Source organism: Pirellulales bacterium (assembly GCA_019694455.1).
GTDB lineage: Bacteria > Planctomycetota > Planctomycetia > Pirellulales > JAEUIK01 > JAIBBY01.
Map to the genome: position 1 here is coordinate 31,394 of JAIBBY010000027.1, position 26,201 is coordinate 57,594.

A 26,201-nucleotide genomic window follows, 5' to 3' on the forward strand; every position below is an offset into this window, starting at 1 on the left:
CGGTTGAATCAATTTCAACATCGCGAATCCTCGGTGGTCGGGTAGGGCGATGGCGATTGTACGCGTTTTTCACAAAGCTGGGGCGCCGACGCAAGTCGGCCTGGCACGAAAATTCCGTCCTACACTTGCATACGCGGCGTCAGCGTGAATGGATTGCCGTATTGCAAGTTGCGACGTGGTTGCCGCACGCGCCGCTGGGTCGGAGTTGCCCGCACTTGCGGCAAATCCGCCGAGCAGGCGCCAGCGGATGGCTCAATTTTTCAGTTGCACCCGCGCTTGGCAAGCGGATAATCAATGGCGAAAGGGCTAGTGTGTCCGATGAGAACGAGTTTCTCGGGGCTCTCTTCAACCTACGCTTGTCGCCAGTTCTTGGGTTCTTCATCCCGTTTTGACCAACGCGGCTTCTCAGGACGTGCTTCTAGTCCTCGGTCCCCTGGTTCCCTGGACCTGGAGTAGATCGCATGTCGCTTTTGAGTGTGCTGCTGCGGCTAGCCTTCTGGGTTGGTCTGCCGGTGCTGCTGGTGGCGGTGGTGATCGGCCCGCGCCGCTTCGTAAGTCTGCTGCGCCGCGGTCGCGACTTTCTTTTCGCCCGCCGACTTGAGCCAGAAGTCCTCTTGGCCGACGTCGTGCGACAGCATCAAGAGCATGTCGCCAAGGTGCGCCGCGCGCTCGAACAGGCCGTCACGGCCGAGAGCGAGATTGCCCGCAGTCTGGCCACCAGCCAAACGAACATCCGCGAATTGGAAACCGAGGCCCAGTGCGAGGTCCGTTCCCGCGACGAGTTGGGCGCCAAGGCGGCGCTGTACAAGCTCAACTTGGAACGCGATGCGTCCGCCAACTACCAAACGCAACTCGATCGGCAGCAGGCGTTCATCGAAGATTCTCGGCGGCGGCTCTACCTGGCCGAGTTGCAACTTCGCCAATTCGAAGTCGGCCGCACAATCCTGATGAGCCAATTGGCCCAGGCTAAGAGCCTGGAGCAACAATACGAGATCGCCAGTAGCTTCGATCCCTTCAACGCGGTGGCCAATTGGCAAAAAGCCGAGGGGCTGGTTCAAGAAAAAGCCTTGATCGCCCAGGCCAAAGAGCGGGTCGCGGCCGACACAGCCGACCTCGCCGCCAACCACGCGCCAGACGTCGATGCCGCCACGCTCGAACATCAACTCGATGAGCTAAAACGCCTTTGCCAAACCGACTCTGCCACCGCCAGCGCCAATGGCGAACCGCTGCGCGATTCCAACCAGCAAGCGAACGATCATTCTCAACAAGCAAAATAACGGCGCGCCGTGCCGCGCCAAATCTGTAGGAGCGCTCAAGTGCCATTCACCAAACCTGCCCGCGGAGCCATCATCGCGGCCTGCGTCGTCGTGGGCGCCATTCTCATTTACCAGCTTTGGAAATGGGAGATCGAACGAGTCGAGGTGCCCCCCGGCGAGTTTCTCGTGCGCGTCAGCCGCTGGGGCAAAAACCTCCCCGAGAACGAAATCATCGCGCCAGACACCACCTACAAAGGGGTCATGCTCGGTGTGCTCTCCGAGGGGCGCCACTTCATCAACCCCATCTTTTGGTCGTACCAGCGCCACAAGATGATCCACGTCCCCGCCGGCAAGTGCCTGGTGCTCACGCGCCAGTTCGGCAAGCAGATCCCCGACGAGCGCATTCGCCAGGGAGATATCCTCGCTCGTGAAAACATCGAAAAGCCGCACGCTGGCGAACGCGGCATCATCGCCCGCGTCCTGCTGCCGGGCAGCTACCGCATCAATCCCTACGCGTACAAATACGAAGAAGTCGACGCCATCGAGATTCAGGTCCAGGAAGTCGGCGTTCGCACCCTCAAGGTTGGCAAGGATCCCGCCGCCCTGGCCAAGGAAGATCGCCAAGGCCAATACGTTGTGCCCGATGGCTACCGCGGCATTCAGAAAACCATCGTTCCCCCCGGCACCTACTATCTCAACCCCTACATCGAGCAGATCACGCCGGTCGAAGTGCGCAGCCATCGCGTCGCCTTGGGAGACATCGAGTTTCCCTCACGCGATGGTTTCATCATCCGACCACAGATGGTGGTTGAGTATGCCGTTCGACCCGAGATGGCCTCGGAACTGCTCGTTCGCATCACCGATGGCGGCGTCATTCATCAAGCCGACGAAACACCAGAGCAACAAGCCACTAACGAAATTCTGCAAAAGGTCATTCTCCCGCACATCCGCGGCTATGCCCGTATCGAAGGCAGCAATTTTGACGCTCGGGACTTCATCTTGTTTGGCACGGAGCAACCCCTGGCCGCTGGCGCCGTCAAAAAGTCGAACGCCCGTGAGGCAATGCAGCGCGCCCTCTTGGAAAAGGTCAAACCGCGCTGCGACGAACTGGGCGTTGAAGTCCGCGCCGTGACCCTGGCCGACATGCGGCCGCCGGAGGAACTGTCCGAACAGATCGCCCAGCGCGAACTGGCCCGCGTCGAACTCGAACGCAACGAAGTCAAAGTCCGGCAGTACAAGGCCGAACAGGAATTAAAGGCCAAAGAAGCGCTCAAACAACAAGCCAAGGAGAAAGTCGAGGCCGAGACGCGCCTGGTCCAGGCCAAAACACGTAGCGATCAACAAAAGGAAGTAGAGCAATCGCGCATGCAGCAAGAACTGGCCAACGCGCAGCTCAAACTCGATGCCGCAACCAAGCAGGCCGAAGCCATTCGCGCCAAGGGCGAGGCCGAGGCCGCGGTCATCACCGTGAAAAACCAGGCCGAGGTCGCCGGACTCAAGGAGGCGGTCGGCGGCTTCGACAGCGTCGAGCAATTCGCTCAATACCACATTTTGGCGCGGCTGGCGCCGTCGATTAGCGAAATCTTCGTCTCCGACGACAGCGAAATTGCCCGCCTGCTCTCGTCATACCTCAAACCCAAAGACGGCGCTCCCGCGCCCGCCACCGCCAATGCGCCGGCCGACGCGGCCGATGTCCGCTGACGCACCGCACAACCGCCTCACAGAGACCTTGCACATGACCACGCCAGACCTTCCGAATTCGATCAAAGACCGCTTTCAAATCAAGAAGACTTCGCAGCTTAATCGCCGGCTGATTGTTGGCGGCGTTGGCGCCATCGTGGCGCTGGCGATCTTGTTGTTCACCTGGAACGAGTTTTTCGCCTACGTTCCGCCAGGCAAGCACCTGGTCATCGTCGCCAACGGCGGTAAGCCGCTTCCCAAAGATCACGTCCTGGCTGAGCCAGGCGAGCAAGGCATTCAGGCCCAGGTGCAAGGCGAAGGGTGGCACTTCGTCATGCCGATCCTTTACGATCGGCACATTGAAGAGAACACCATCATTCCGCCGGGCAAAGTCGGCATCCTCATCTCGCGCGGCGGCAAGCCGCTGCGCCCCGGCCAACTGCTTGCCGATCCGGGACAGCAAGGCATCCTGCGCGCGGTGCTCCCCCCCGGCGCCTATCGCATCAATCGCCATGGCTTCGATGTCGAGCAGGCCGACGCGGTCGAAATCAAGCCGGGCTTTGTCGGCGTGCAGAGCCGCTTGTTAGGTGTCGATGGCAAGGGGCGATTCGCCGACGGCGACAACGAAAAAGGAATCTTGCGCGAGGTGCTGCAGCCCGGGCTGTATTACATCAACCCCAAGGAGTATCAAGTCAGCCCGGCCGATATTGGCATTTTTCAAACCTCGTTCCATTACGACGAAAACCCGCGCCTCACAACGGCCATCACGTTCACGTCCAAAGGAGGCTTTCAGATCAGCATGGACTGCACGGTCGAGTGGGAAGTGCTGCCAGCCGACATGCCGGCCCTCATCGCCGAATATGGCGATCGCACCAAGGTCGAGAACAAGGTCATTCAAGTGCAGGCTCACGCCATTGGCCGTGACAAAGGCATTGACTACGGCGTGCAAGATTTTCTTGAAGGCAACAAGCGCGAAAAGTTTCAGCAAGACTTCACCGGAGAACTGGTGCGCGTCTGCCGCACGAAGAACGTCACCGTCCATTCGGCGTTCATCCGCAACATCGTGATCCCGGAAAACTACCTCAAGCCAATTCGCGACAAGCAAATCGCCTCCGAAACCGAACTTACCAACAAGGCCAAGGAGGCCACCGCGCAAAGCGAGGCCGATGTCGAGCGCGAGACGCAACTGGTGGTGCAGCGCACCGCCGAAGTCGCCGCGCAAACCGAGCGCATCGTCGCCACCATCGATCGCGACGTTGAGAACACCAAGACCCTCACTCAAAGCGAGATCGAAAAGATCGCCGCCGAGTACCAGGCCAAGATCGCCGCCCTCGACGCGCAGCGCGTGCGACTGCTCGGCGAGGCCGAGGCCGACGCCGAAAAACTCAAGCAGACCGCCGAAAGCGGCCTCTACCGCATGAAGCTCGATGTCTTTCAGAACAATGGCGATGCCTTCTTACGCTATTCCATGGCTCAAGATCTCAATGAAAAGATGATCCTCCGCCTCTTTCACGCCGGGCCGGGCACCTTCTGGACCAACCTCGACAAGAAAGACATGACCCTGATGCTCCCCGCCGGCGGACAGTCCGCTCCCCAGCCCACTGCGGCAAACTGACCGAAGCGCAATCCGCTCGCTGATACAGACCGAGAATGACAGGCGCCTTCAGCAAGCGGCCGTTTATTCCGTCTGCCGCGACTTGGCTGATTTTTGAGCAAGGCAATCTACGATAGCACTGCTAACGCCTTGCAATTTTGCGCTCCGCCCCCCGGGGCTGGCTGGTGGCTTTGCTGTTTGCAAGGCGTACTGAACTCCCAATCCTCACCGCGGGTCCGTCATGACATTGGCTCATGGCGCTGTTCGACCCCTGGCACAACATGTCCACCCAATACGAAACCGCTGTCGATCAGCTTCTCTGGCAAAAATTTCAGTGCGAACTGCGCGAGCGCGCGTCAGTTCTCGAAAGCCTCATTGAGCCTCCAGGGCCCTTGAACATCGCCCGCTGCCTTCGCGTCGTGCGCGTGCTGCACACGGTCATTTCCTCGGCCTTGGCCATACCAGTCCCCGATGTGGTGCGGGTGACGCGCGTCTTGGAAGGCCTGCTCGAATCAATGCGGGGCGATGCGCCCATTCCCCGTGCGCCGCTTGATGCTTACCTGGCTTGGCTACAGCAACTCAGCGGCGCCTCGACCAGTGAGGCGGCGGCCGCGCTCAACGACGCGCCGCTCGTCATTGCCGAGTTTGTCGGCGTCGCGCTCGCCGCCGACTAACGGCGCACCAGTGGCAAGCGCTGGCCTGTACCCAAAGCGATTGCGCGCAGTGGCCGCGTGCGCCATGCGTCATTTGGTCGCAAAGTGGTGCAGCACCAACACCGAGCAGGTGGCCTGCTGCACCACCTTCTCCGCCGTGCTCCCCAGCATGAATCGCTGCCAGGCGCCCAGGTCGCGCGTCCCCACGATCAATAAGTCGATATCGTCCGCCTGGATGGTCTCCAAAATCTTTTCCGCGGCGAATCCCTCCAATACGATCGGCGACTGCTGGTGGAAGATCGCCGGCAACTGCTTGGCGTACTCGGCTAGTTCGTCGTACTTTTGGCGCTTCTCCGCCTGGTACTCGGCGATCCACGCTTGCGATAGCGCCTCGTCGCGCGATTGCCGCGCTTTCACTTCCAGCCATTCCGGCAGTTCTGCCCCCAGCATGGGCTCAATGACGTGCAGCAGCCGGCCACTGGCCTGTTGGGGCCAGGAGCAACGCGCTAAAAATTCGGCCGGCGCCTTCGACTGCGGGATCACATCCAGGCCCATCAACACGCGGTAGCCACCGTCGGTCTGCTTGGCGAGCTTCTTACGCGCCACCATCACCGGCACGCTGGTGCTGCGCACGATCGCCCGCGCCACACTGCCCATCGCCGTTCTAGACTGCGTGCTGGAACCGCGCGCGCCCACCACTACCAGTTCGGCTTTCCAGCTTTCGGCGGCCGCCGGAATGCCCTCGCGCGGCTTCTGCTGGCCAATGATCTTTTCGACCTGCTTGTGCCACGCGGTCGGCAACCGCTGCAGCGCCTCGTCAAGCACATTATCGGCCAGGCTGGTGCGCGTCCGCTCGATCATGTCGCCGCTCGGCGAAACTCCGCGCTTGAACACGATCTGCGGCGGCGAATAGTACAGCGCGATCTGGTCGCGATCTCCCGAAAGCAATTTGCTCGCTTGGTAAATCCCTTCCCAACCCCCTTCAGAACCGTCGACCCCAATCAGCACGCGCATGGTGAATCTCCTCGACTGGCGCCAAACAACGCGTTTGCTAGTGACATGCCCTTGCATCATACACAATTTCCTCGCCATGCTATCCGGCGCCTGCGTTGCAATCGAATGGCGAATATATTCCCCCCGAATGGACTGTGATGTCCGCGCCGAAACTCACCGAATCGCCCCGGCCCGGCGGCGTCGCGCCTCATCAATTGGAGCGCGACACGGTCGTGGCCATTTGGCGATCCGATGCCCAGCACGGCCTGTCCGAATCCGAAGCCGCTAGTCGCCATGCCAAACTCGGCGCCAACGAACTGCGCGAGGCGCCTTCCGTCCCCGCCTGGCGTCAATTTGTCGGGCAATTCCAGCAATTGGTTGTTTGGATATTGATTGTTGCGGCGCTAGTGGCCGCCGCGACCGGCGAATGGATCGATGCCGGCGCCATTTTGACCATCGTGTTGCTCAACGCCATTCTGGGCTTCGTGCAGGAGCATCGCGCCGAACAGTCGCTCGCGGCGCTGCGCAAGCTCTCGGCGCCGCTGGCCCGCGTGGTTCGCAACGGCGCAATTCGCCAGATACCGGCGCAACAACTGGTTGTCGGTGATGTCGTCGAATTGGAGGCCGGCGACAACATTCCGGCCGATGTTCGCCTGTTGCGCACGTATGCCCTGCAAACGCAGGAGGCTGCCCTCACTGGCGAGTCGACTCCGGTTGAAAAATCGGCGGATCATGTGTCCGCCCCAGAAACGCCCTTGGGCGACCGCAAGAACATGGCTTTTCTCGGCGCCATGGTTATTGCCGGCCGTGCCCGCGCCTTGGTGACCGCGATCGGAATGAACACCGAGCTAGGGCATATCGCGGGCATGATGCAAGCCGCCGGGCGCGAGACGACCCCGCTTGAGCGCCGCTTGGCGGAGTTGGGAAAAAAGCTGATCGTCCTTTGTCTGGTGCTCGTGGCGATCATCTTCGCGCTACACATTTGGCGCGGTGGCGAATGGCTCGATGTATTGCTGCTCTCGGTCAGTTTGGCGGTCGCCGCAGTTCCCGAGGGCCTGCCAAGTGTTGTGACAATCTGCCTTGCTCTCGGCCTGCAACGAATGGCCAAGCAGAACGCGCTGGTGCGCAAGCTTCCCAGTGTCGAAACCCTCGGCTCCGTGACGGTCATTTGCTCCGATAAGACGGGCACGCTCACACGCAACGAAATGACCGTTCGCCAGGTTCTAGTCGGCGATGCTTGGTTTGAAGTCACTGGCACGGGCTACGAGCCGAAGGGAGAGTTCCAACTCCGCGGCGCCGCCAGTTCCGCAAATACCGGCGGGCGAGAATCAGATCTCAAGCAGGCGCTGCGCATCGGCTACTTGTGCAACGATGCCCAGTTGTTGGCTCCCGACAGCAGCGTCTCTGGCTGGCGGATACTCGGCGACCCCACCGAAGGGGCCCTGCTGGTCGCGGCAGCCAAGGCCGGGTGGAAGATCGAAGAGCGGCCTCCGCTGCTCGACGAGCGGCCGTTTGATCCAGAACGACGCGCCATGTCGGTGGTTTACCAGGAGGTGGACCACGCCTTGATGTGCGTCAAAGGCGCTCCTGAAGAGTTGCTTTCTCAATCCAAGCTCTACTTGGTCGATGGCGAAGTGCGCTTGCTCGATCAAGCGGCCCGGGACAAATTCCAAGCTGCGGCCAGCGAAATGGCCTCGCACGCGCTGCGCGTGCTGGCGTTGGCCTACCGCCGCGATCCAGCACGCGACGCGCAGGGCTTTGTCGAAAGCGAACTGGTCTTTGCCGCATTAGTGGGCATGATCGACCCGCCGCGAATCGAAGTGCGGCCCGCTATCGAACAGTGTCGTGCCGCTGGCGTGCGGACGGTCATGATCACCGGAGATCATCCCGAGACGGCTCGCGCCATCGCAGCCGAATTGGGACTTGTGGACGACGATCGCTCAGTGGCCAGCGGTCAGCAGCTAGATCGATGGTCACCCGAAGAGTTGGCGAACGAGTCGCGGCGAATCTCGGTGTTCGCACGCGCCTCCGCCGCGCACAAGCTCAAGATCGTGCAGGCCCTCAAAACCCGCGGCGAAACGGTCGCCATGACGGGAGACGGCGTCAACGACGCCCCCGCTGTCAAAGCGGCGGATATCGGCATCGCCATGGGCGTCACGGGCACGGATGTCACCAAGCAAGCCTCGCATATGGTGCTCATGGACGACAATTTTGCGTCCATCGTCGGCGCCGTCGCCGAGGGACGGCGAATCTATGACAACATCCAAAAGGTGATTCGCTATTTGCTTTCCTGCAACGCCGGCGAAGTGATGTTCATGTTCGCCACGGCGCTGCTGGGCTGGCCAGCCCCGCTATTGGCCGTGCAGATTCTTTGGATCAATCTCGTCACCGACGGCATCCCGGCGATCGCCCTGGCGCTGGAGCCCCCCGATCCCGATCAGATGCGCCATCCGCCGCGGCCGCGCTCAGAGCCCGTCATCACGCGCCAGCGCGCCCTGCGCATCCTACGCGACGGCCTGCTGATGGCTCTGGCCGCCACGATCGCCTTTTGGTGGCGATACGACGAGCAATCGGCCAACCTCGCCGAGGCCCGTACGACCGCCTTCTGCGTCTTGGTCGTCGCTCAGCTCTTTTTTTCGCTGGCATGCCGCAGCGAGCGATCCACGATGTTGGAACTCGGACCTTTCTCAAATGCGTATTTGTTCATAGCCATCACCTTGTCCGCGATGCTGCAATGGATGGTCGTGTCGCTGCCTTGGACGCGCGGCGTCTTTGGCGTCGAAGGCGCGATTTCTTGGCCGGTCGTTCTATTGATCGCGCTATTTCCCGCCACCGCCATTGAGCTAGGAAAAATCGTCGGTGCCGCGCTGCGGCGCCGATCTCTACGCGTTGAAAACGCGAGCTGAAAAATCGCAGTTCACAACCGGGCGGTGATCCAATTCCAAAATGGAATTCCGCCCCATTTCGTGCTATGTTCATGTAAGTCCTCGCTAACGCCCACCCGCCTTTCGGCAGTTGCCTCCCCGCGCTGCTCCCGCCTTGGGTTAAGGAAGTGAACTCTCATGCAACTCGCCCGTTTTGCCGCTAGCGGCGCCCTCGTCTCGATGCTGCTGACCATCGGCGGTTGTTCCCCCGTGGCGGAACAGAAAGCCGCGGCCAAGATCACCCCCGCCAGCGCGCCGGAACTTACAGACGACGTCGCGCTCAAAAAACGGCTCGACGACACGATTGAGTTCACTCGCGCGCGGCACATGACCGCCGAGGATCACAACGCCTGGCAGATCGTCCACGGCATTCTGGCCTACGGGCGAGATTTGCAAATCAAGGTCGACGGAAAGCTCGTTTCGGCTCTCGATTATCTGGTGCAAGGCGGCGAGATTCGCGGCTGGACCATGCGCCCCGGAGATCACGGTCTCGAAGCCGTCCTGGAGCCCGGCACCAAGATCGGCCAAGGTCACGAAGATCAATGGATCGGCTATCTCTCGCAGTGTGGGCTGGCCCCAGACGACGCCATCGTCGTCAAAGGGCAAACGTTCAAGCTCAGCGACCTGCTGACGCAAGCCCAATGGGACATCCACCCCGGCATGGAAGCTAGCTGGACCCTCATGGCCCTTAGCACCTACCTTCCCCCCGGCGCGACTTGGAAGTCGAAGGACGGTACCGAATGGACCGTTGAAAAGATTGCCGAAATGGAGGCCGGACAAAACTTGCTGGAAAGTCCCTGCGGTGGCACGCATCGGCTCTATGGACTGGCCATGGCACTCAATCTGCACCTGGCGCAAGGCGGCAAGTTGACTGGCGGCTGGGCCGCGGCTGACAAAAAGGTGAAAGAATCGGTGGCGACCGCACTCAAGTACCAGCAGGCCGACGGCAACTTTTCAGTCGCCTTTTTTGAACGGCCGGCTACCTCGCCAGACATCGCCACCGTCTTGCACGCCACCGGGCATACGTTCGAGTTTCTCGTCATGTCGGCCGACGAAAAACAACTTCACGATCCCGCGCTGCGGCGCGGCGCCGTGGCCATGTGCCAACTGCTCGACGAAACGCGCGATATGGATGTTGAATGCGGCGCCCTCTACCACGCCGCGCATGGCCTGCTGCTCTATCGCGACCGACTCTTCGGCCAGCCACAGGTGGCTCAGCAACCTGCCGCCGCCGAGGCGGCCAGCGCTGCGGGCAAGTAGTCTGCGCTATTCGTCGGCAGGCGGCGCTTCGCCCTCGGGTTTGTCGGGCGACGGTTCCGCTTTCGGGTCAGCTTCGGGCGCGGGCGCTGTCGCCGGGGCCAACGTCAATCCTGCCATGACCGCCAGGTAGAGCTTGCCTTGCTTGTCGGTGGCAATCGCCCGCCCCAGACCTTGCTCATCGCCGGTGATGATGAACTGCAATCGGCCGTCCTTCGTGATTGTGCTGACGCGGCCTGCGTCTTGATGCGAATCGAGCACCACCTGCTTGCTGTCGCCAAGATACGTCGTGACGCTGCCGGCCCCGTTGGTTGCAAACGTCAAGTCCACCAAGCGCTTGTTGTCTGGCCCCGCCGTGCTGACCACGCCATTGCCGGCCACGGAACCAATTGCCACCGTCGGCAAGTTGTCCCCGGCGAAAGTGGTGATGGCGCCCGCTGTTCCCTCCTTGTCGGTCCCGAGCGCGACGATGGTCTGATCCGCGCTACGCCGCAACTGCACGCTGCCAGCCTCTTGTTTTAACACCGTCATTTCGACACGCGCGTCGCCGTCGCTCCCCAGCAACTGAATCACCGGACGATCCGATTGGTCCGATCCTGCCGCCAGCAGCAATTTCGGCTTGCCATCGGCGCCCAATAATTCGACGATCCCCGATTTTTCCCCCATCGCGGCAATGACCGCCCGTGGATGCCCCTTGGGGCTCACAATCTCCAAGCGTTCGCACTGCAAGTCTTTCGTGCGCAGCACCGGCGGCGGCGCCAACTTGTCGCGCATCGATATGCCTAGCGCCAGCAGCAACAACGGGTACACGGTCCAGCGTTCGCGGTCTGTCATCGCAAGCCAATTCCTGAATTCATTCGATTCTGAGATTTTTTTGCATCGCGGCGAATGCGCAGTTTCGCGTCTATCGGCCTCGCTCACAAGCGGGGCGCCGCGCTTGTCGCTCGTCACATGGCCCCGTATCATCGGAAACTTGCGCCGGCGTAATTTTAATTGGCGCCCAACGTTTCACTCTCGATAGGTGGCTCACGATGGAGATTCGCGAACCCGAGCGACAACCGCTGACTCTCACGCACTGGTTGATTCTCTTGGTCGCGGTCATCGGCTTCGCGTTCGACATCTACGAACTGCTAATGATGCCGCTCATCGCGCGACCGGCCTTGGCGCAGTTGCTCAGCGTCGATCCCTTGACCGAGTCGGGCCACCAATTGATCCTCACTTGGACGGGGCGTATTCAATGGGGTAGCGCCCTGTGCGGCGGAACTTTTGGCCTCTTGGGCGGATACCTCACCGATCGGTTTGGCCGCCGCCGTGTGCTTACCTGGAGCATCTTGCTCTACGCTTGCTCGGCCTTTGCCGCCGGCTTTGCCACTTCGGCGGCAATGCTGCTCGTCCTGCGGTGCGCCACCTTCGTCGGCGTTTGCGTGGAGTTTGTCGCCGCGGTCGCTTGGCTGGCCGAGGTCTTTCCCAATCCGCGCCAGCGCGAGTGGGTGTTGGGCGTCACGCAGGCGTTTTCGTCGCTGGGCGGACTCTTGGTCGCTGGAGTCTATTATCTGGTAATCCACTACGCCGATCAGCTACCCGCTATTTACGGCACGCACGAACCGTGGCGATACACGTTGATCTCGGGCTTGATTCCGGCGCTGCCGCTGATCGTCATTCGCCCCTTCCTCCCCGAATCACCCGTGTGGTGCGAAAAGAAACGCGCCGGCACGCTCAAGCGGCCAAGTCTGGCGGAACTCTTCGCGCCCAAATTCCGCCGTACCACCATTGCCTCCACCATCCTCTTCGCCTGCGCGTATGGCGCCGCGTTCGGCGCCATTCAATTCACGCCGCAAATCGTGCCCGGCTTGGTCGCTGGCGCGCCGAAGCTCAAGGAACTCCGTAAGGAACTCGAAGCCGCCAAGGAAGCAGGCAGCGACACCAGCGCGCTGCGCGCAGAAATTGGAAAGGTGGCTGGCGCACAGCAAAAGGCCGTCAGCCGGGTGCAGTCTTGGCAAGAGATCGGCGGCCTGCTGGGTCGCTGCGCCTTGGCCGTGCTGGCCATGTATATCGTCAGTCGCCGCGCGCTGTTGCGCGTCTTCCAGGTTCCGGGCCTGATCGTTATCCCACTGATATTCGTGTTTTGGGCCACCAAGGATGTAGAATTGCTCAAATGGGGAATCGCATTGGCTGGTTTCTTCACGGTGGCCCAGTTCAGTTTCTGGGGGAATTACCTGCCGGTGGTCTATCCCGCCTACTTGCGCGGCACCGGTGAAGGCTTTGCCGCCAATGTCGGCGGACGCATGATCGGCACGTCAGCGGCGGTGCTGACGCCCGCGATTGCCAACTTGTTCTCCAGCGGCACGCCGTTTCAGCGGCTAGCCTATGCCGCCGCCACGACTGCCGCCATTGTCTACACGCTCGGCTTCATTACCTCGTTCTGGCTGCCAGAACCCGCGCAAGAAGACTCGCACGATTGAGTCACTGCCTGCTTGTCGCGTGGTACTGCCAGGTGGCTCGCCGCTGGCGCTGTGGCAACTCCGAGCGAATATCTTGTCAACCACGAGTGATTGCTAGGTCGCTAGTCGCCGCTGCGGCAGCGACAGCAACCAATCGACGTCAATCCCTTCGAGCGTCGGCACAAAATTCGGCTGCTCTCCCAAACGCTCCCGGTCTCCCACTGCCACCACCGCCATTCCGGCCCGCCGCGCCGCTTCAATACCGTCGAATGCGTCCTCGATCACCACGCAATCAGCGGGCGACCGGCGTAATGCCTTTGCCACCGACAAAAAAATGTCGGGCGATGGCTTGCCTGGCGCGTCGTTGGCGTCCACAACCGCCTCAACCAAGCTCGCCAGACCGGCGGCCTGCAACAGCCTTCGCGTGTTACGACTCGACGATCCTACGCCAATCGGTACTCGCCGCCTCCGCAATGCGTCAATTAGCGCCATCACCCCATCGAGCGGGCGTATCCCTTCGCGCTCCAGGATGGCGAAGAATCGGCGATTCTTCTCGTCTAGCAACTCCCGCGACTGCGCGTCGTCAAAGCGCCCCGGCGCCGATTCCAAAAAGATGGCCAGCGCCGTCGACCGCTCGACCCCGCGCATTCGCTGGTCAAACGTCTGCCGCGAAAACGACACTCCCAGTTCGTCCGCCATCTCGCGCCATGACTGGTAGTGATATTCGTCCGTGCGCAGCAGAACGCCGTCCATATCGAAGATCACGCCCCGTTCGGGCGATTGCTCAGCCATCGATCAACTCAATTCAGGTCGAGGGGAAGCCAAAAGAGAAAATGCCAATCTCAGAATCCTTCACGGTGCTTATATCAGATCGCGGCGCGAAAAATGCCCTACGCCAGTCAGTGAGATTGCCAAGAAAATGCGAAATCAATGCACAACTTCCATTGCCCAACTGTGCGCGGTGAGCGACAAAAAACCAACCCCACTTTCGCTTCTGCAAGTCGGCGACTTGATTTGACCCGGAATCTCAGTACGGTCGTGACACATACCTGCACTATCCATCGAGTCCAAATACTATGGCCGTAACGCTCAGCCAGTTTGCCAGTGATTTGCATGTTGAGTCGGCGTTCACTGTGTTGGCGATGGCTCAAAAGCTCATGGCACAAGGCAAACGCGTCATCGAACTGGAAATCGGCGATTCGCCATTTCCCTCAACTAAAGCCGCGACTGCGGCCGGCATTGCGGCGATTGAAGCGGGACAAACCCGCTATTGCCCCTCGGCTGGTCTGCCAGCCTTTCGGGAAGCCGCGGCCCAGTTTGTCGCCAGCGAATACGGTATCCCGGCCACCGCCGACAATATCATCGCAGGGCATGGCGCCAAAGTCTTCGAGCTGCTGTTCTGCGAGGCGTTCTTGAACCCCGGCGACGGCGTGTTGGTGTTTGGCCCCTATTTTCCCACCTACTTGCCCAACATTGCTCGTCGTGGCGCGCGTCCCTGGATCGCCGATCTTCAACAGCGCCACGCATTTCGCCCCCAGCTTGCCGATGTCGAAAAATTCTTGGCGGACGATCCGCGCCCCAAGGCCATCTTTCTCAACTCGCCCCACAATCCCACTGGCGGTGTGACCACGCCCGACGACCTGCGCGGCATTGCCGATCTGATTCGCGGACGGGATATCGCCATCTTCAGCGACGAACCCTATGACCGCATGGTGTGGGAAGGCCGTCATCACTCGATCGCCGCGCAGCCAGACATGCTCAACCAAACCGTCGCGGCCTACACCTTCAGCAAGTCGTACAGCATGAGCGGCTGGCGCATTGGTTTCGCGGTGACCAGTCCCGCCCTGGCCAACACATTGGCCGGGCTCATCAACACTTCTCTCTCGTGCGCCCCTCCCTTTGTGCAAATGGCCGGTCAAGCCGCGCTGCTGCATGATGCCGATGAGCGCAATGCGAACATGCGCGCTTTCCACGGCAAAGTCCGCCGACTTGTCGATGGCCTCAACGCCATCGACGGCGTCCGCTGTTTGATGCCGGCGGGAACTTTCTACGCCTTCCCCAACGTCAAGTCGATCTGCAATCGCCTCGCCATCACTTCGCACGGCCTGGCGCTCTATCTGCTGGCTGGCGCCGACGATCGGTTAGGCGTCGCCTGCCTCGGCGGTGAATGTTTTGGCGAGGCGGGCGCCGGGTTCCTGCGCTTCAGTTGCGCTCAATCCGATGAGGCCATCGAAGAAGCAATCGCGTTTCTGCCAGACGCTGTCTCGCGCCAAGAGCAAGTCGCCAGGTTCCTGTCGCAGTCGCCCGAGCATCGACTACCGCGACCGTATCACGAGTAGGTCGTCGCTTGCCGTATTCGCTCCGTTCTGCCAACGGCTAACGCGCGCGGGCGAGAATTTCTCCCTTGCCGATCGTCGTCAAATCGCCGTTAAAAACATCCCATTCCTGCCGCGACAGCAGTGCATCGGCGTTGGCAAACCCGCGCCGCAATAGTTCGCCACGCAACAACTGCAAAAAAACCGGCGATTGGCGGCATGCCCAGCGAAATGTTGGCAAAAGCTCAGGTGGATCGCCACACGCGATCAAAGTCCCGCGCCGCATTCCTCCCCCAGGCCAGCGACCACATTCGCCGCCAATGACGATCGTGCCCGCAATCATATCGTACCCTGGCGCCGCCTCCGTCGATCCCCCCACGGCGATTATTCCTCGCCGCATGGAGCGCCCCAGTTCCGAACCCGCGTTGCCATCGACCAACAGCGCTCCTCCACGCATTCCGCGCCGACTGCCGGGATAGGCGCCACCGGCTTGCTCTCCAACGCCGCCCCGCACGTGGATTTGCCCCCCGCGCATCTCCACGCCTGCATAGTCGCCGGCGCTGCCGCTCACGCAAATCACGCCGCCGCGCATCTGCGAACCTATGTGCCTGCCTGCGTCGCCTTCAACTCGCACCGTTCCCTGCTCCATGCGAGCGCCGATCCAGTGGACCCCGGCCAATTGGCCGAGCAGGCGCAATTCACCGTCGGCCGCGTTGCCGCTCACCTTGAACAGCTCGCCCAGCGGCGTTCGGCGATTGCCATGCTGTATCGCCAGGCGTTCGACATGTGACGTCGATAACTTCTCTAGCGCCGCGGGAGTCACCTCCTCCAACGAGATCGGCGCCGTCGTGGTAGTTCGAATTTCCAGCGTGAGCGGCATCAGGGCGGTGGCGAATCCATGGGGCTGGCGGCGCGGTAAAGGGTTTACCCGCCACCTACAATACGAGATGTTGGCGTGTCGCGCCGAATATAACGCCAAGGCGCCGCCGGATATAGTTGGCTCCAATCGCGAATTTGAGCATGACCGCTGAGCATCGTATTGGCGCCATCGTCTTGGCCGGGGGAGAAAGCCGCCGTATGGGCCGCCCCAAAGCGGCATTGCTGTTCGGCGCCGAAACGTGGTTGGCCCGCACGGTTCGCATTGTCGGCGCAGCGCTCGATCCAGTCGTTGTCGTCGGGGCGCGGAATCAGTCGTTGCCGAATCTGCCGGCTGGCATCGAGATTCTCCGCGATCAATGCGATCAAATCGGCCCACTCGAAGGGCTGCGCGTTGGATTGGAACACCTCCAACAGCGCGGCTGCGACGGCGCGTTCCTGTGTGCCTGCGATATGCCGCTCTTAACCAGCGCTTTCGTAAGCCGCGTCGTCGCGCTTTCCACTGGCCACGAGATCGCAATACCTGTGCTGTCGGCGGCGCCGCAACCGTTGGCCGCCGTCTACGCGACGAGACTTGTTGCAATGATAAAGCACCTGCAAGACTGCGGGTCGGCCGGTCCGATGGACCTGCTGAAGCTATGTAGCGCCCGCCGCATTACCGAACAAGAACTGATCGAGGTCGATCCGGCGCTCCAGTGCTGCCGGAGCTTCGATACCCCGGAACAACTCGACGAACTGTTGCGCTCGCCTCACCCCCCCGGTTGATGGCAAGCGATCTGGCATGGCGATTCAATCTCGTCGAGCGCCACGGGAAAGTTCGCCATCCGCACGCTGTACCGCCGCTCAAACCAATCCGCCAGCCGCATCTCGATTTTGTCGTCGTACTCTGGCGCGGCGAACAACGTGTTACCCGGCGCCGATTCCCGCAGTTCGCCATCATCGATCAGCACTTGCCCCGCCTTGATCACGTATCTCGGCAGCGAAAACATCGCCGCCGGATCGTTGCCCGGATCGTAAATGGTCACGTCGGCGTCGGCCCCGACGCCGAGATGCCCTTTGTGCTTCAAACCCAACATACGCGCGGGCGCCGCGCGGGTAATGATGCAAATCTCGCCAAGCGTGTATTCCCGATTCAAGGTCGCTAATAGCGACTTTTCCCGCACTACGGCATGTACCTGCTTCAGCATGCTTTGTCGATATTCTCTGTCCATCAATAGGCGAATAATCTGCGGATACGCCAGAAAGGAGCCTCCGTTGGGATGGTCGGTGCTCATTGCCACGCGCCATGGATCGCGCATGAGCAGATGCCACTCCAGGCCGATTGCCCATTGCCAAGCATGCACCAGGCTCTTTTCCTTGTACTCGATCGGCACAATGCCGCAGCCCGATTCTTGCTCGATGTCGGCGCTGTACCATTTGCCGCCATACACTTGATGCAAAAAATGCCCCAGCGGCCCATCCCCCGTCATGCTGGTCGTGCGACCAAACAGCACCTGTCCCACATCGACCGTCAGGTTCTTGTGCGCGTCGACATACTCGACCAACTCGGCGGCGGCCGATGACAGGCTCGCTTCGTCGCTCCCCCCATAGCTGTGAAATTGAATGTGAGTGAAATGGGCCCGCGCCCCGTCCACGGCGCGCATCGTTTCGAGCGTGGTTTGCCAATTGCCCGGCACACCCAGGTGATTGGCGTGAATATGCACCGCATGCGGCAATTGAAGTTCCGTGGCCAGCCGCGCGGCCTGAGTGACGATGGTTCGCGGAGTGACGCCAAAATGCCCCACCACATCGTCAATGCTCGCCACGTTGCCGGCGCGCAACTGCTTCCACATCTCGATGCCGCCCGGATTCACCAACTTTAGCGCGTGGGCCTTGGTGGCGTTCAATAGCCAAGCCAAAAAGTCGCGCGCCTCGTCAAGCTCGCCCGCCGCCAGTCGCTGCATCAAAAAGTGGCTATTGCCGGCCAACACGTAAAAGCCCTTGTCGATGCAAGGGGTGTCGGCCAACTCTTGATGCACATGGCGGGCAGCCAGCGGTTGAATTGCCGCGTCGAAAGCCGTCGTATAACCCAGACCCGCGTATCGGTACCCAGTGGCGAAGGTGCTCGGTATCTGCCCACCGCTACCGCTGCGCAACGACCGGCGCTCCGGCTCTGGTTCCCCGTCGCGCGCGGCGTCGGGTTGCATCTTTCGCGCCAAGTTCACCTTCGAGCCCGCAATGTGGCAATGCATGTCCACACCGCCGGGCATGACCACCCGGCCCCGCGCCTCGATGACGCGTGCGGGGCGCGCGTCCGGTAGTATGGGCGCGCTGACAATCCGACCATCGTGAATCCATAGATCGCGCGATGCGCCGTCAACTCCGTTGGCGGGGTCATATACGGTCCCGCCGCGGATCAGCAAATCGAACCTTGGCGCCGGTTCCGTCACGCTTCCCTCGACGCAATAGTGGTTTCTCGCGTGGCAAGGATCGATCGCTCCAGCGCTTCCAGCACGCTGGCCGCTGCCGGCGCCGCCGACAGTCGCACCGGCCTCAGTGGCAGCGGTACGCCATCAGCGCGATAGGCCGTGCCCCCCGTCTCGATGCCCGGTCGTGCTATACGTACTGCCACGTCGGCGCGACTCGCCGCGGTTTCGCTTCGCCAATCGATCAACACCCTAGGAATTGTTTCCAAATGCCGCTGGGCCGCGTGATTCAATTCCGCCGGGTTCACTCCCACCAGTAGCGCCGCGTCGACTTCGCCGCGGGCCAACATGGCCTCCCCGAGGTGTTCGCGATCAAAAGATCGCGGATACCCCTGCGCGAAGCTCACGCCGTACGGATAGCCTGTCGTCCAAGTCATCGTCTCCTCGGCGCCGGCCGAGTTGCCTCCCCCGCCGAGCGATAACGAAACAAATCGCGCAAACTCGTTCAACTCCATCACCAATCGAAGCAGCGCCTCGACGATCAGGTGACTAGAGCAATACTCAACATCCTCGCCCCGACACGCCGGGGAATGGGGAGGGCGACCAATCCCGGCGTCGTATTTGTTGCTGCTGGATTCGGAGGCAGGTGTTGCAGGCGCTGTAGCGGCGCCAAGCTGGTCTCCGTAGAAGATCGCGCCGTATTGCGCATCCTTCATTTGTCCCAACAGTCGCAGCCAGGTGGAAAGTTCCGCGCCGGTCTGCCGCTTGACCTCGCTGGCTTCCAGCACGGCGCCCGTCGCCAGCGCTCGCAGCACGGCGATTGCCTCAAAATGGCGACCCGATCGAATTCGCAAGACCTCGTCGGCCCAGGCTTCGGTGGCCACTTCCCGGTCGGTGACCACCACGCAGGTGCGGTCGGCGCGCCCGCGCGGCACAAACTCTCCCATCGGCGCTAGCGCATACCGCTCGCCATGCCGCGGGTGCGTAGTGGCGGGATCGGCGCCCCAGTAGACCACCATGTTGCTGCGGTTCGCGATCTCCCCCAGCGTACAGGTGACCTGGCCAACCGATTGCACTGCGCGCAGCGTCGCTCGCTGTTCATCGGTCAGGCAAAAATCAACGCACCCGCGCAGCCGATCGGCAATGGCGATCGCGCGCCGCTGCGCCACGCAGTCCAAGTCCGCGCCGCCATAAATGAGCGGGTAGCGAGCCCCCTTTAGCATGTTCACGCCGTGCTCAATGGCCGCGTTCAACTCGGCAGCGTCGCCGCGAATCCGCGCGATCCATGAGCGATCGGCGGCGTCGCTTGTCAGCCACCACAATCCCTTGTCGCAGGCGTTCCGCGCGCCGACGACTCGAGTCGCCGTCGTCTCGACCACCAGGTCGTCGCATAGGCAACCACAACCCAGACAAACGGCGTCGGGCACTTGCCTCTTGTCGCTGCCTGTATCAGATGTGGCGTCTGGCACGAGGGGAGCAATCCAGCAATGGATTATTGTGGGGCGGGACTCTGCGGCGGGCGTTCGCGTATACTAATCGCCTTGCGGTCGTTGACCTAACCGACCAGGTGACGAGCGATGCTGCCTCTCCGGCGAAGGTCCATCCTACGCCGTAATTCAGCACTACCCTAGAGCGCGCCCTTCATGAAGCTCGCGAATACCTTCGTGCATGATGCCTACGCCGAAGCATTTCGTATGCGCTATGCGCGACTCATCATCACCGCCATGGACCAGTTCTGGCTCGATGCCGCCGTCCGCGAAGTGACGGGCTACGCCGCCTCGGTGATCGCCTGCGACGTGGAGGCAGGCCTCGATCGCTACTTGCCTCCGCAAGACACGCCCGATGGCAGACCCGGCGCCGTCGTGTTGTTCTTCGGGTTCTCGGCCGAATCTCTGGCGCGCAGCGTCCCCACGCGCGTCGGGCAGTGCGTTATGACCTGCCCCACCACCGCTGTCTACAACGGTCTACCCGTAAGCGAGGAGCGCATCCCCCTGGGAAACCACTTGCGCTACTTTGGCGATGGGCATCAGCGCAGCAAACTCATTGGCGATCGGCGCTACTGGCGCATTCCCGTCATGGATGGCGAATTTTTGGTCGAAGCCATCGCCGGCGTTGGCAAAGGAGTGGGCGGAGGCAGTTTGATCGTGCAGGCCGCCACACAAATGGCGGCGCTGGCCGCCTCGCGTCGCGCGGCCAGCGCGATTGATCTGCTCGATGGTGTCATCGCCCCCTTCCCGGGCGGTGTTGTTCGCAGTGGCAGCAAAGTTGGCTCACGCTATCGCGGCCTGCGGGCGTCGACCAATGAGGCATGGTGTCCTACCCTGCGCGGTCGGTATCCCAGCGAACTCGATCCAGACGCCAATTGCGCTTACGAGCTTGTCTTTGACGGCATCGACGAACAGATCATCGGCCGCGCCATGGCCGATGCGGCGCGGGCAGCGTCCGGCCCCGAAACATTGTCAGTGTCCGCCGCCAACTTCGGCGGCAATCTGGGGAAATTCAAATTTGATTTACGCGAAATGCTCGATCGCTATCCCGCAGCCGCGTGTGCCGCGCCGATTACCACTTGATCGGCGAACGCCGGTTCACGCGATCGCGATTGGCGAAGTACGGATCAATCGACTTGAGCCGCGCATCGAACGACCGCAAAATTGGCGACCGATCAGGCCGCCGCGGGCTGGCCACCTCATCGCCGTTCGCTGATCCCACGAAGGTCACCAGTGGCGGAATCGAATTGCTCTGTGCCCGTTGTCGCTTGGCGTCCAGTGGCGATGTCGCCAGCCGCGCCACGTCCTCCGCAAAAGGCGCCATAGCCAGCGCGCTGTGCTGGAATAGGGCGAAGCACACCAAGGCGGCAAGCAATTGGGTCCGCGGCATCATCAATTCTCCCCGGAAGAAATCCAACATAAAAAGCTTAGCTCATGGCGCGGTTAGCGTTGCGCCGGTCAGATCGATTCTTCGGCCTCCGCGCCAATTGCCGGAATTGCCGTCGCTCGCTACCGTAAGTGCCTGCGCCGCGTGCTTCCATCGCGTTGTTCTATCTCGAAGCAGGAGAAGTCGTTTCCGATGTTAGATAAATTGCTGCATCGTCAGGTGGCGATCGTCACTGGCGCTGGCCGCGGAATTGGCGCCGCAACGGCCACCTTAATGGCGCAGGCCGGCGCGCGGTTGGTGCTGGCCGATCTGGATGCCGGGCCGTTGGAGCAAACCGCCTCGCAAATCAAGGCCAGCGGCGCCGAGGTCGTCACGCTCGCCGGCGACGTGACCGATCCCGAATTTCCCAATCGCATTCTGAAGCTCGCGCGTGATTCGTTCGGCACGCCCGATATCCTCGTCAACAACGCCGGATATACGTGGGACGCCGTGCTCCACAAAATGGAAGAAAAACAGTGGCAGGCGATTCTCGATGTCCATCTCACCGCCGTCTTCCGTATGACGCAAGTCGTCGGCGGCGCCATGCGCGAGGCCGGCAAGTCCGAACTGGAAGCCTCCGGCCACGCGCAGCCGCGTAAGATCGTCAACATCAGCAGCATCTCGGGCACCGATGGCAACCCAGGGCAAGCCAATTACGCCGCCGCCAAGGCTGGAGTGATCGGCTTCACCAAGACCATCGCCAAGGAATGGGGCCGCTTTAACATTTGCGCCAACGCCGCGGCGTTCGGCTGGATCGACACGCGCCTCACCCGCGACAAGTCGCAACAAGAAGAAGTTGTGCGCGACGGTGAAAAGATCAAGCTCGGCATTCCGCAAGACCTGCTGGTGATGGCCCAATTGCTCATCCCGCTCGGCCGCGGAGGCACGCCGGAGGAAGCGGCCGGCGCCATCCTGTTTCTGGCTTCGCCACTGGCCAATTACGTGTCGGGCCAATGCCTGGTCGTCGACGGCGGGCGCTAAACAAGGTTGCCGTTCCAGGTCGCGCCGTCGCGAGAGTGCGCCAAGGCTAATTGTCGCGCAAGATCTCTCGCGCCGCGTTCCGCCCGCATGCTCCCATCACGCCGCCACCCGGATGCGCGGCGGCGCCGCACAGGTACAAGCCCGCAATCGGTGTGCGGTAGTCGGCCCAGCCCGCCACCGGGCGGAAGCTGAATAACTGGTGCATCGTCATTGCCCCCTGAAAGATGTTCCCCCCCGTCAAGCGATAGGTGCGCTCCAGGTCGAGCGGCGACAAGATTTGGCGATGCAGGATCGCGCCGGGCACATTGGGCGCGTACTCCGCCAACTTGGCGATGCACCGATCGGCAAACGACTCTTTGATCGAATCCCAATCGCCATGGGCCAGTTGATAAGGCGCGTACTGCACGAAGATCGACACGATATGCCGCCCAGCGGGCGCAATCGTGTCGTCCACGCTGGTTGGCATCGTTAACTCAAGAATTGGCTCAGCGCTGGGGCGGCCATATTTCGCGTCGTCGTAGGCCCGCTCCAAATAATCCAAACTCGGCCCAATGTGCATCGTGCCGCGGTGCTGCGGGCCTACTGTGTTGTCGCCACAGGCGGTGAACGCCGGCGCCTCGGCCAAAGCCAGGTTGATCTTCGCGGAGGCCGACGAGTAATCGATGCGCTGGACCGCCGCCAGAAAATCGCTCGGCAGTTCGTCCGGCGTCAAAAACCGCTCGAACGTCCAATGCGGGTCGATGCTAGACGCCACCACTGGCGCCGAGAACTCGCGCCCATCGGCGAGCGCCACGCCTTGCGCTGTTCCGCCGGTCGTGCGGATCCGCGTGACCTCCACTTCCCGTTCGATCACCACCCCCAGGTCCGCGCACGCGCGCTCCAGCGCGTTGGCCAACCCTCCCATGCCTCCTTGCACATAGCCCCAAACGCCGCGCGCGCCGCCCGCCTCGCCCATCACATGATGCAGCAACACATACGCGCTGCCCGGCGCCGAAATCGGCGCGAAGGCCCCAATAATCGCATCCGTGGCCAATGTTGCCTTCAGCGCGTCCGCTTCAAACCAGCGATCCAAGATCGCGCGCGCCGATCCGGTCAACAGTTCAACCGCCTCCGGCAAGTCCCGCCCCAAGCGCCCCATGCTTTGATACAACTGCCAGGCCGACTTTCCGTCGCGTAGCCGTTTCGCTAGCCCAATCGAGCGCCAATCGCGCGGCATCGGCAGCACGTCGGGAGCGGTTTGGCTCAGCACCAGCTCCAGCGTCTTGGCAACCCGCTCCAACAGCGACTCATAGTCGCCGAAGCGAGCGGCGTCGCGCGCGCTAAACTTGGCGATCTCACGCTGATTCAAACCTTGCTCGGGGCCCATCAACAAGTAGCGGCCGTCTGGCAGTGGAGTAAACGACGAAGGACTCCGCGCCAATACGCGAAAACCATACTCGCTTAGTTTGAGATCGCGCGTGATCTCCGGCAGGAACAGGCTCACCACGTAGGCGGCCGTCGACACCTTGTATCCCGGCCAAAGCTCCTCCGTGGTCGCCGCGCCCCCCAGCACATGGCGCCGCTCCAGGACCAACACCTTCTTGCCCGCCTTGGCCAGATAGCCGGCGGTGACCAAGCCGTTGTGTCCGCCGCCAATCACAATGGCGTCGTAAGCTGCCGGTTGCTGCATGGCGGTAGCGGGTTCCTGCTGGCTTTGGCGTGTCGGTCGCAACATCGCAATCCGCGCAAGTGCGGCTCCGGGCGGTATCTCCGCTCCGCGCGCGATCAACCTAGTAAATCGCCCATTCAGACGAGCAGAAATCAAGAATGGTCAAGGATTAACGCTTGGGGCCAAAGAATCGGAATGAATCGTTTACGCCGCTTGCGGCGCCGAGGCGCCTCATCGAAAATAGTCTCGCTCCATGATTCGCTACTGAGAATGATATGGGTTCGACCAAGTCGAAATTTTACGGCCTCGCGAGAACACGTTCATGACCGCAGACGCCTTGGTGGGAATCGTCGACGACGATGCCGGCGCGCGCCGCTCTCTCGGCTGGCTCATCCAATCCGCCGGCTTTGAGGTTCGTTTGTGGGAATCGCCCGAGGCCTTCCTGGTCGAGCCCAATTGGGACGATCTGGGCTGCCTGATCCTCGACTGGCGCTTGCCAAGTATGACCGGCATGGACTTGTATGAACAAATAATGGCCCGCGGCATCCGTTTGCCCACCATTTTTGTTACCGGACATGGCGAAGTGAAAAACTGCTCGCGCGCGTTTCGCGCCGGGGCCATCGATTTTCTGGAGAAACCCGTTGCCGATGATATTTTGATCGCTCGCATCCAAATCGCCTTGTCGCGAACCATCCAAGCCCGCCGCGCTAGCGAAGTTAACCGCCGCCGAGAAACCCTCACCATGCGCGAGCAAGAAGTGCTCGATCTGCTTGTCGCGGGCAGGCGACTCAAAGAAGTCGCATCGACCTTGGCAATCAGCCTGCAAACCGCCGCCAAGCATCGATCTCGCATCCTCATCAAGATGCGGGCGGAAAACGATGTCGAGTTGGCCCACCTTGTGACCAGCACAAAATCGCCCAGCGAAATATCAGCGCATCCTTGAGGCATTGCGCCGGTCGCTCGAATAAGATCGAAGTAGCTATGTTGCGCGGCGACTGCTCTGCCGCGGGTTGCAAACTTCGGAAAAAATACATGAGCCAGCGTGGACGCTCTCCATCCGTCAAAGCCCCTTCTCGCCTTAGAAATGTCGCGTTGTGGTGCGCCTTGGGCTTGGTGGGGTTTGCAATTGCCTGGGCCGTGAGCCGCCCCAAGCCGACACAATCGAATCTGGCTGCCTCACCTCCACCGGCAGCCACCGCGGCGCAAGAGACCGTGCCCAATACCGATCGGCCCCCCGGCGCAAAGCCCGACGGCATGGTCTGGATACCCGGCGGCGAATTCACGATGGGAGGCAACGACCCCCTGAGTTGGAACAACGAAGGGCCATTGCATCGCGTGAAGGTCTCCGGATTCTGGATGGACGAAACCGAGGTCACCAACGACCAGTTCGCCGCTTTCGTGGCCGCCACTGGCTATCAGACAACCGCCGAGCGCGCCCCCGACTGGGAAGAACTGAAAAAGCAACTTCCTCCCGACACCCCCCAGCCCCCCGCCGAAAAACTGGTCGCGGCGTCGATGGTGTTTACTCCCCCGACACAGCCAGTGCCGCTCGACAATTTCGCTGCCTGGTGGGCATGGGTTCCCGGGGCCGATTGGCGCCATCCCAGCGGGCCGCAAAGCAATCTCCAGGGGCGTGGCCAGCAACCGGTGGTCCAGGTTAGTTGGGATGATGCCGTCGCCTATGCAGGCTGGGCTGGCAAGCGATTGCCCACCGAGGCCGAATGGGAATTCGCGGCCCGCGGCGGTTTGTCGCATGCCACAAATGTTTGGGGAAACGATCCAATTTCTGATGCGGCGCCGCAGTGCAATGTCTGGCAAGGACACTTCCCCAACCAGAATACCGCGGCCGATGGATACATCCTCGCCGCCCCCGTGAAGTCGTTCGCCCCCAACGGGTATGGCTTGTACGACGTGGCCGGCAACGTCTGGGAGTGGTGTTCCGACTGGTATCGCGCCGACGCCTACGCGAGGCAGGCGAGCACCGCGGCGGCGCCGCTGATCGACCCCCCGGGGCCAGATGAGAGTTTCGACCCCACCGAGCCGTATGCTCCCAAACGGGTGCAGCGCGGCGGATCGTTCTTGTGCAACGATGCCTATTGCGCTTCCTACCGCCCCAGCGCTCGCCGCGGCACGACTCCGGATAGCTCCATGTCGCACCTCGGCTTCCGCTGCGTGCGCACGCCCGGCGAAGCGACCGCTTCGCGCCAGCCAAACTAAGACTCCGCCGCGTTTCGTTTACGGGTTTTTGCGCCTTTTTTTGCGCTG

21 protein-coding genes are annotated in these 26,201 nt (G+C 61.7%); 13 read left to right on the forward strand and 8 right to left on the reverse strand.

Annotated features, from left to right (window positions below; translation table 11 throughout):
- Positions 1 to 461 precede the first annotated feature (461 nt).
- The 4 genes from K1X71_12455 to K1X71_12470 all read left to right on the forward strand — a co-directional run bounded on the left by K1X71_12455 (position 462) and on the right by K1X71_12470 (position 5,204).
- The gene (locus K1X71_12455; protein ID MBX7073951.1) at positions 462 to 1,277 is read left to right on the forward strand and encodes a PspA/IM30 family protein; all 816 of its coding nucleotides are present in this window, start codon (positions 462 to 464) and stop codon (positions 1,275 to 1,277) included.
- A gap of 39 nt (positions 1,278 to 1,316) precedes the next feature.
- Entirely contained in the window at positions 1,317 to 2,957 is a 1,641-nt protein-coding gene (locus K1X71_12460; GenBank protein ID MBX7073952.1) for a hypothetical protein, read from the forward strand.
- 34 nt (positions 2,958 to 2,991) lie between these two features.
- Positions 2,992 to 4,551 (forward strand): hypothetical protein, encoded by a 1,560-nt coding sequence (locus K1X71_12465; GenBank protein ID MBX7073953.1) that lies wholly within the window; start codon positions 2,992 to 2,994, stop codon positions 4,549 to 4,551.
- Between the two features lie 233 nt (positions 4,552 to 4,784).
- Positions 4,785 to 5,204, forward strand: coding sequence for a hypothetical protein (locus tag K1X71_12470; protein MBX7073954.1), 420 nt, complete (start codon positions 4,785 to 4,787; stop codon positions 5,202 to 5,204).
- A 69-nt stretch (positions 5,205 to 5,273) separates the two neighbouring features.
- Here the strand turns inward: K1X71_12470 and K1X71_12475 are convergent, their stop codons facing one another.
- Positions 5,274 to 6,197, reverse strand: a complete 924-nt coding sequence (locus K1X71_12475) for a universal stress protein (protein ID MBX7073955.1) — start codon at positions 6,195 to 6,197, stop codon at positions 5,274 to 5,276.
- 137 nt (positions 6,198 to 6,334) lie between these two features.
- On the opposite strand from K1X71_12475, the gene K1X71_12480 reads away from it, so the two are divergent.
- Together K1X71_12480 and K1X71_12485 are read left to right on the forward strand one after the other, a co-directional pair.
- Positions 6,335 to 9,082, forward strand: a complete 2,748-nt coding sequence (locus K1X71_12480) for a cation-translocating P-type ATPase (protein MBX7073956.1) — start codon at positions 6,335 to 6,337, stop codon at positions 9,080 to 9,082.
- 156 nt (positions 9,083 to 9,238) lie between these two features.
- Complete coding sequence (locus tag K1X71_12485) at positions 9,239 to 10,360, forward strand: ADP-ribosylation factor-directed GTPase activating protein isoform b (protein ID MBX7073957.1); 1,122 nt, start codon at positions 9,239 to 9,241, stop codon at positions 10,358 to 10,360.
- A 6-nt stretch (positions 10,361 to 10,366) separates the two neighbouring features.
- Here K1X71_12485 and K1X71_12490 read toward each other — a convergent pair whose 3' ends face one another.
- Positions 10,367 to 11,191 carry a hypothetical protein gene (locus K1X71_12490; GenBank protein MBX7073958.1) on the reverse strand — a complete coding sequence of 275 codons (825 nt, stop codon included), beginning with the start codon at positions 11,189 to 11,191 and terminating at the stop codon, positions 10,367 to 10,369.
- Positions 11,192 to 11,388: 197 nt separating this feature from the next.
- Between K1X71_12490 and K1X71_12495 the strand changes: the two genes are divergently transcribed.
- Positions 11,389 to 12,819, forward strand: a complete 1,431-nt coding sequence (locus K1X71_12495) for an MFS transporter (protein ID MBX7073959.1) — start codon at positions 11,389 to 11,391, stop codon at positions 12,817 to 12,819.
- A 93-nt stretch (positions 12,820 to 12,912) separates the two neighbouring features.
- Here K1X71_12495 and K1X71_12500 read toward each other — a convergent pair whose 3' ends face one another.
- A complete protein-coding gene (locus K1X71_12500) occupies positions 12,913 to 13,590 on the reverse strand; it encodes a beta-phosphoglucomutase family hydrolase (GenBank protein ID MBX7073960.1) in 678 nt (225 codons plus the stop codon).
- A 284-nt stretch (positions 13,591 to 13,874) separates the two neighbouring features.
- Here K1X71_12500 and K1X71_12505 point away from each other — a divergent pair, with 284 nt between their 5' ends.
- A complete protein-coding gene (locus K1X71_12505; GenBank protein ID MBX7073961.1) occupies positions 13,875 to 15,137 on the forward strand; it encodes an aminotransferase class I/II-fold pyridoxal phosphate-dependent enzyme in 1,263 nt (420 codons plus the stop codon).
- Between the two features lie 37 nt (positions 15,138 to 15,174).
- Here K1X71_12505 and K1X71_12510 read toward each other — a convergent pair whose 3' ends face one another.
- A complete protein-coding gene (locus K1X71_12510) occupies positions 15,175 to 15,993 on the reverse strand; it encodes a formylmethanofuran dehydrogenase subunit C (protein ID MBX7073962.1) in 819 nt (272 codons plus the stop codon).
- Between the two features lie 140 nt (positions 15,994 to 16,133).
- Here K1X71_12510 and K1X71_12515 point away from each other — a divergent pair, with 140 nt between their 5' ends.
- Positions 16,134 to 16,754, forward strand: a complete 621-nt coding sequence (locus tag K1X71_12515; protein ID MBX7073963.1) for a molybdenum cofactor guanylyltransferase — start codon at positions 16,134 to 16,136, stop codon at positions 16,752 to 16,754.
- Here the strand turns inward: K1X71_12515 and K1X71_12520 are convergent.
- Together K1X71_12520 and K1X71_12525 are read right to left on the reverse strand one after the other, a co-directional pair.
- Complete coding sequence (locus K1X71_12520; GenBank protein MBX7073964.1) at positions 16,739 to 18,418, reverse strand: formylmethanofuran dehydrogenase subunit A; 1,680 nt, start codon at positions 18,416 to 18,418, stop codon at positions 16,739 to 16,741. The genes K1X71_12515 and K1X71_12520 overlap by 16 nt on opposite strands.
- Positions 18,415 to 19,863: a hypothetical protein gene (locus K1X71_12525; GenBank protein MBX7073965.1), complete on the reverse strand. Its 1,449-nt coding sequence runs from the start codon at positions 19,861 to 19,863 to the stop codon at positions 18,415 to 18,417. Before K1X71_12525 ends, K1X71_12520 begins: the two co-directional genes overlap by 4 nt.
- Positions 19,864 to 20,037: 174 nt before the next feature.
- On the opposite strand from K1X71_12525, the gene fhcD reads away from it, so the two are divergent.
- Complete coding sequence (fhcD, locus tag K1X71_12530) at positions 20,038 to 20,964, forward strand: formylmethanofuran--tetrahydromethanopterin N-formyltransferase (GenBank protein MBX7073966.1); 927 nt, start codon at positions 20,038 to 20,040, stop codon at positions 20,962 to 20,964.
- Here the strand turns inward: fhcD and K1X71_12535 are convergent.
- Positions 20,954 to 21,271 carry a hypothetical protein gene (locus K1X71_12535; protein MBX7073967.1) on the reverse strand — a complete coding sequence of 106 codons (318 nt, stop codon included), beginning with the start codon at positions 21,269 to 21,271 and terminating at the stop codon, positions 20,954 to 20,956. The genes fhcD and K1X71_12535 overlap by 11 nt on opposite strands.
- Before the next feature lie 189 nt (positions 21,272 to 21,460).
- On the opposite strand from K1X71_12535, the gene K1X71_12540 reads away from it, so the two are divergent.
- Positions 21,461 to 22,288 (forward strand): SDR family oxidoreductase, encoded by an 828-nt coding sequence (locus K1X71_12540; protein ID MBX7073968.1) that lies wholly within the window; start codon positions 21,461 to 21,463, stop codon positions 22,286 to 22,288.
- A 46-nt stretch (positions 22,289 to 22,334) separates the two neighbouring features.
- Here the strand turns inward: K1X71_12540 and K1X71_12545 are convergent, their stop codons facing one another.
- A complete protein-coding gene (locus K1X71_12545; protein ID MBX7073969.1) occupies positions 22,335 to 23,957 on the reverse strand; it encodes an NAD(P)/FAD-dependent oxidoreductase in 1,623 nt (540 codons plus the stop codon).
- Positions 23,958 to 24,258: 301 nt separating this feature from the next.
- On the opposite strand from K1X71_12545, the gene K1X71_12550 reads away from it, so the two are divergent.
- Both K1X71_12550 and K1X71_12555 read left to right on the forward strand, forming a co-directional pair.
- Positions 24,259 to 24,879, forward strand: coding sequence for a response regulator (locus tag K1X71_12550; GenBank protein MBX7073970.1), 621 nt, complete (start codon positions 24,259 to 24,261; stop codon positions 24,877 to 24,879).
- 269 nt (positions 24,880 to 25,148) lie between these two features.
- The gene (locus K1X71_12555) at positions 25,149 to 26,153 is read left to right on the forward strand and encodes a formylglycine-generating enzyme family protein (protein MBX7073971.1); all 1,005 of its coding nucleotides are present in this window, start codon (positions 25,149 to 25,151) and stop codon (positions 26,151 to 26,153) included.
- The last annotated feature ends 48 nt before the right edge of the window (positions 26,154 to 26,201 follow it).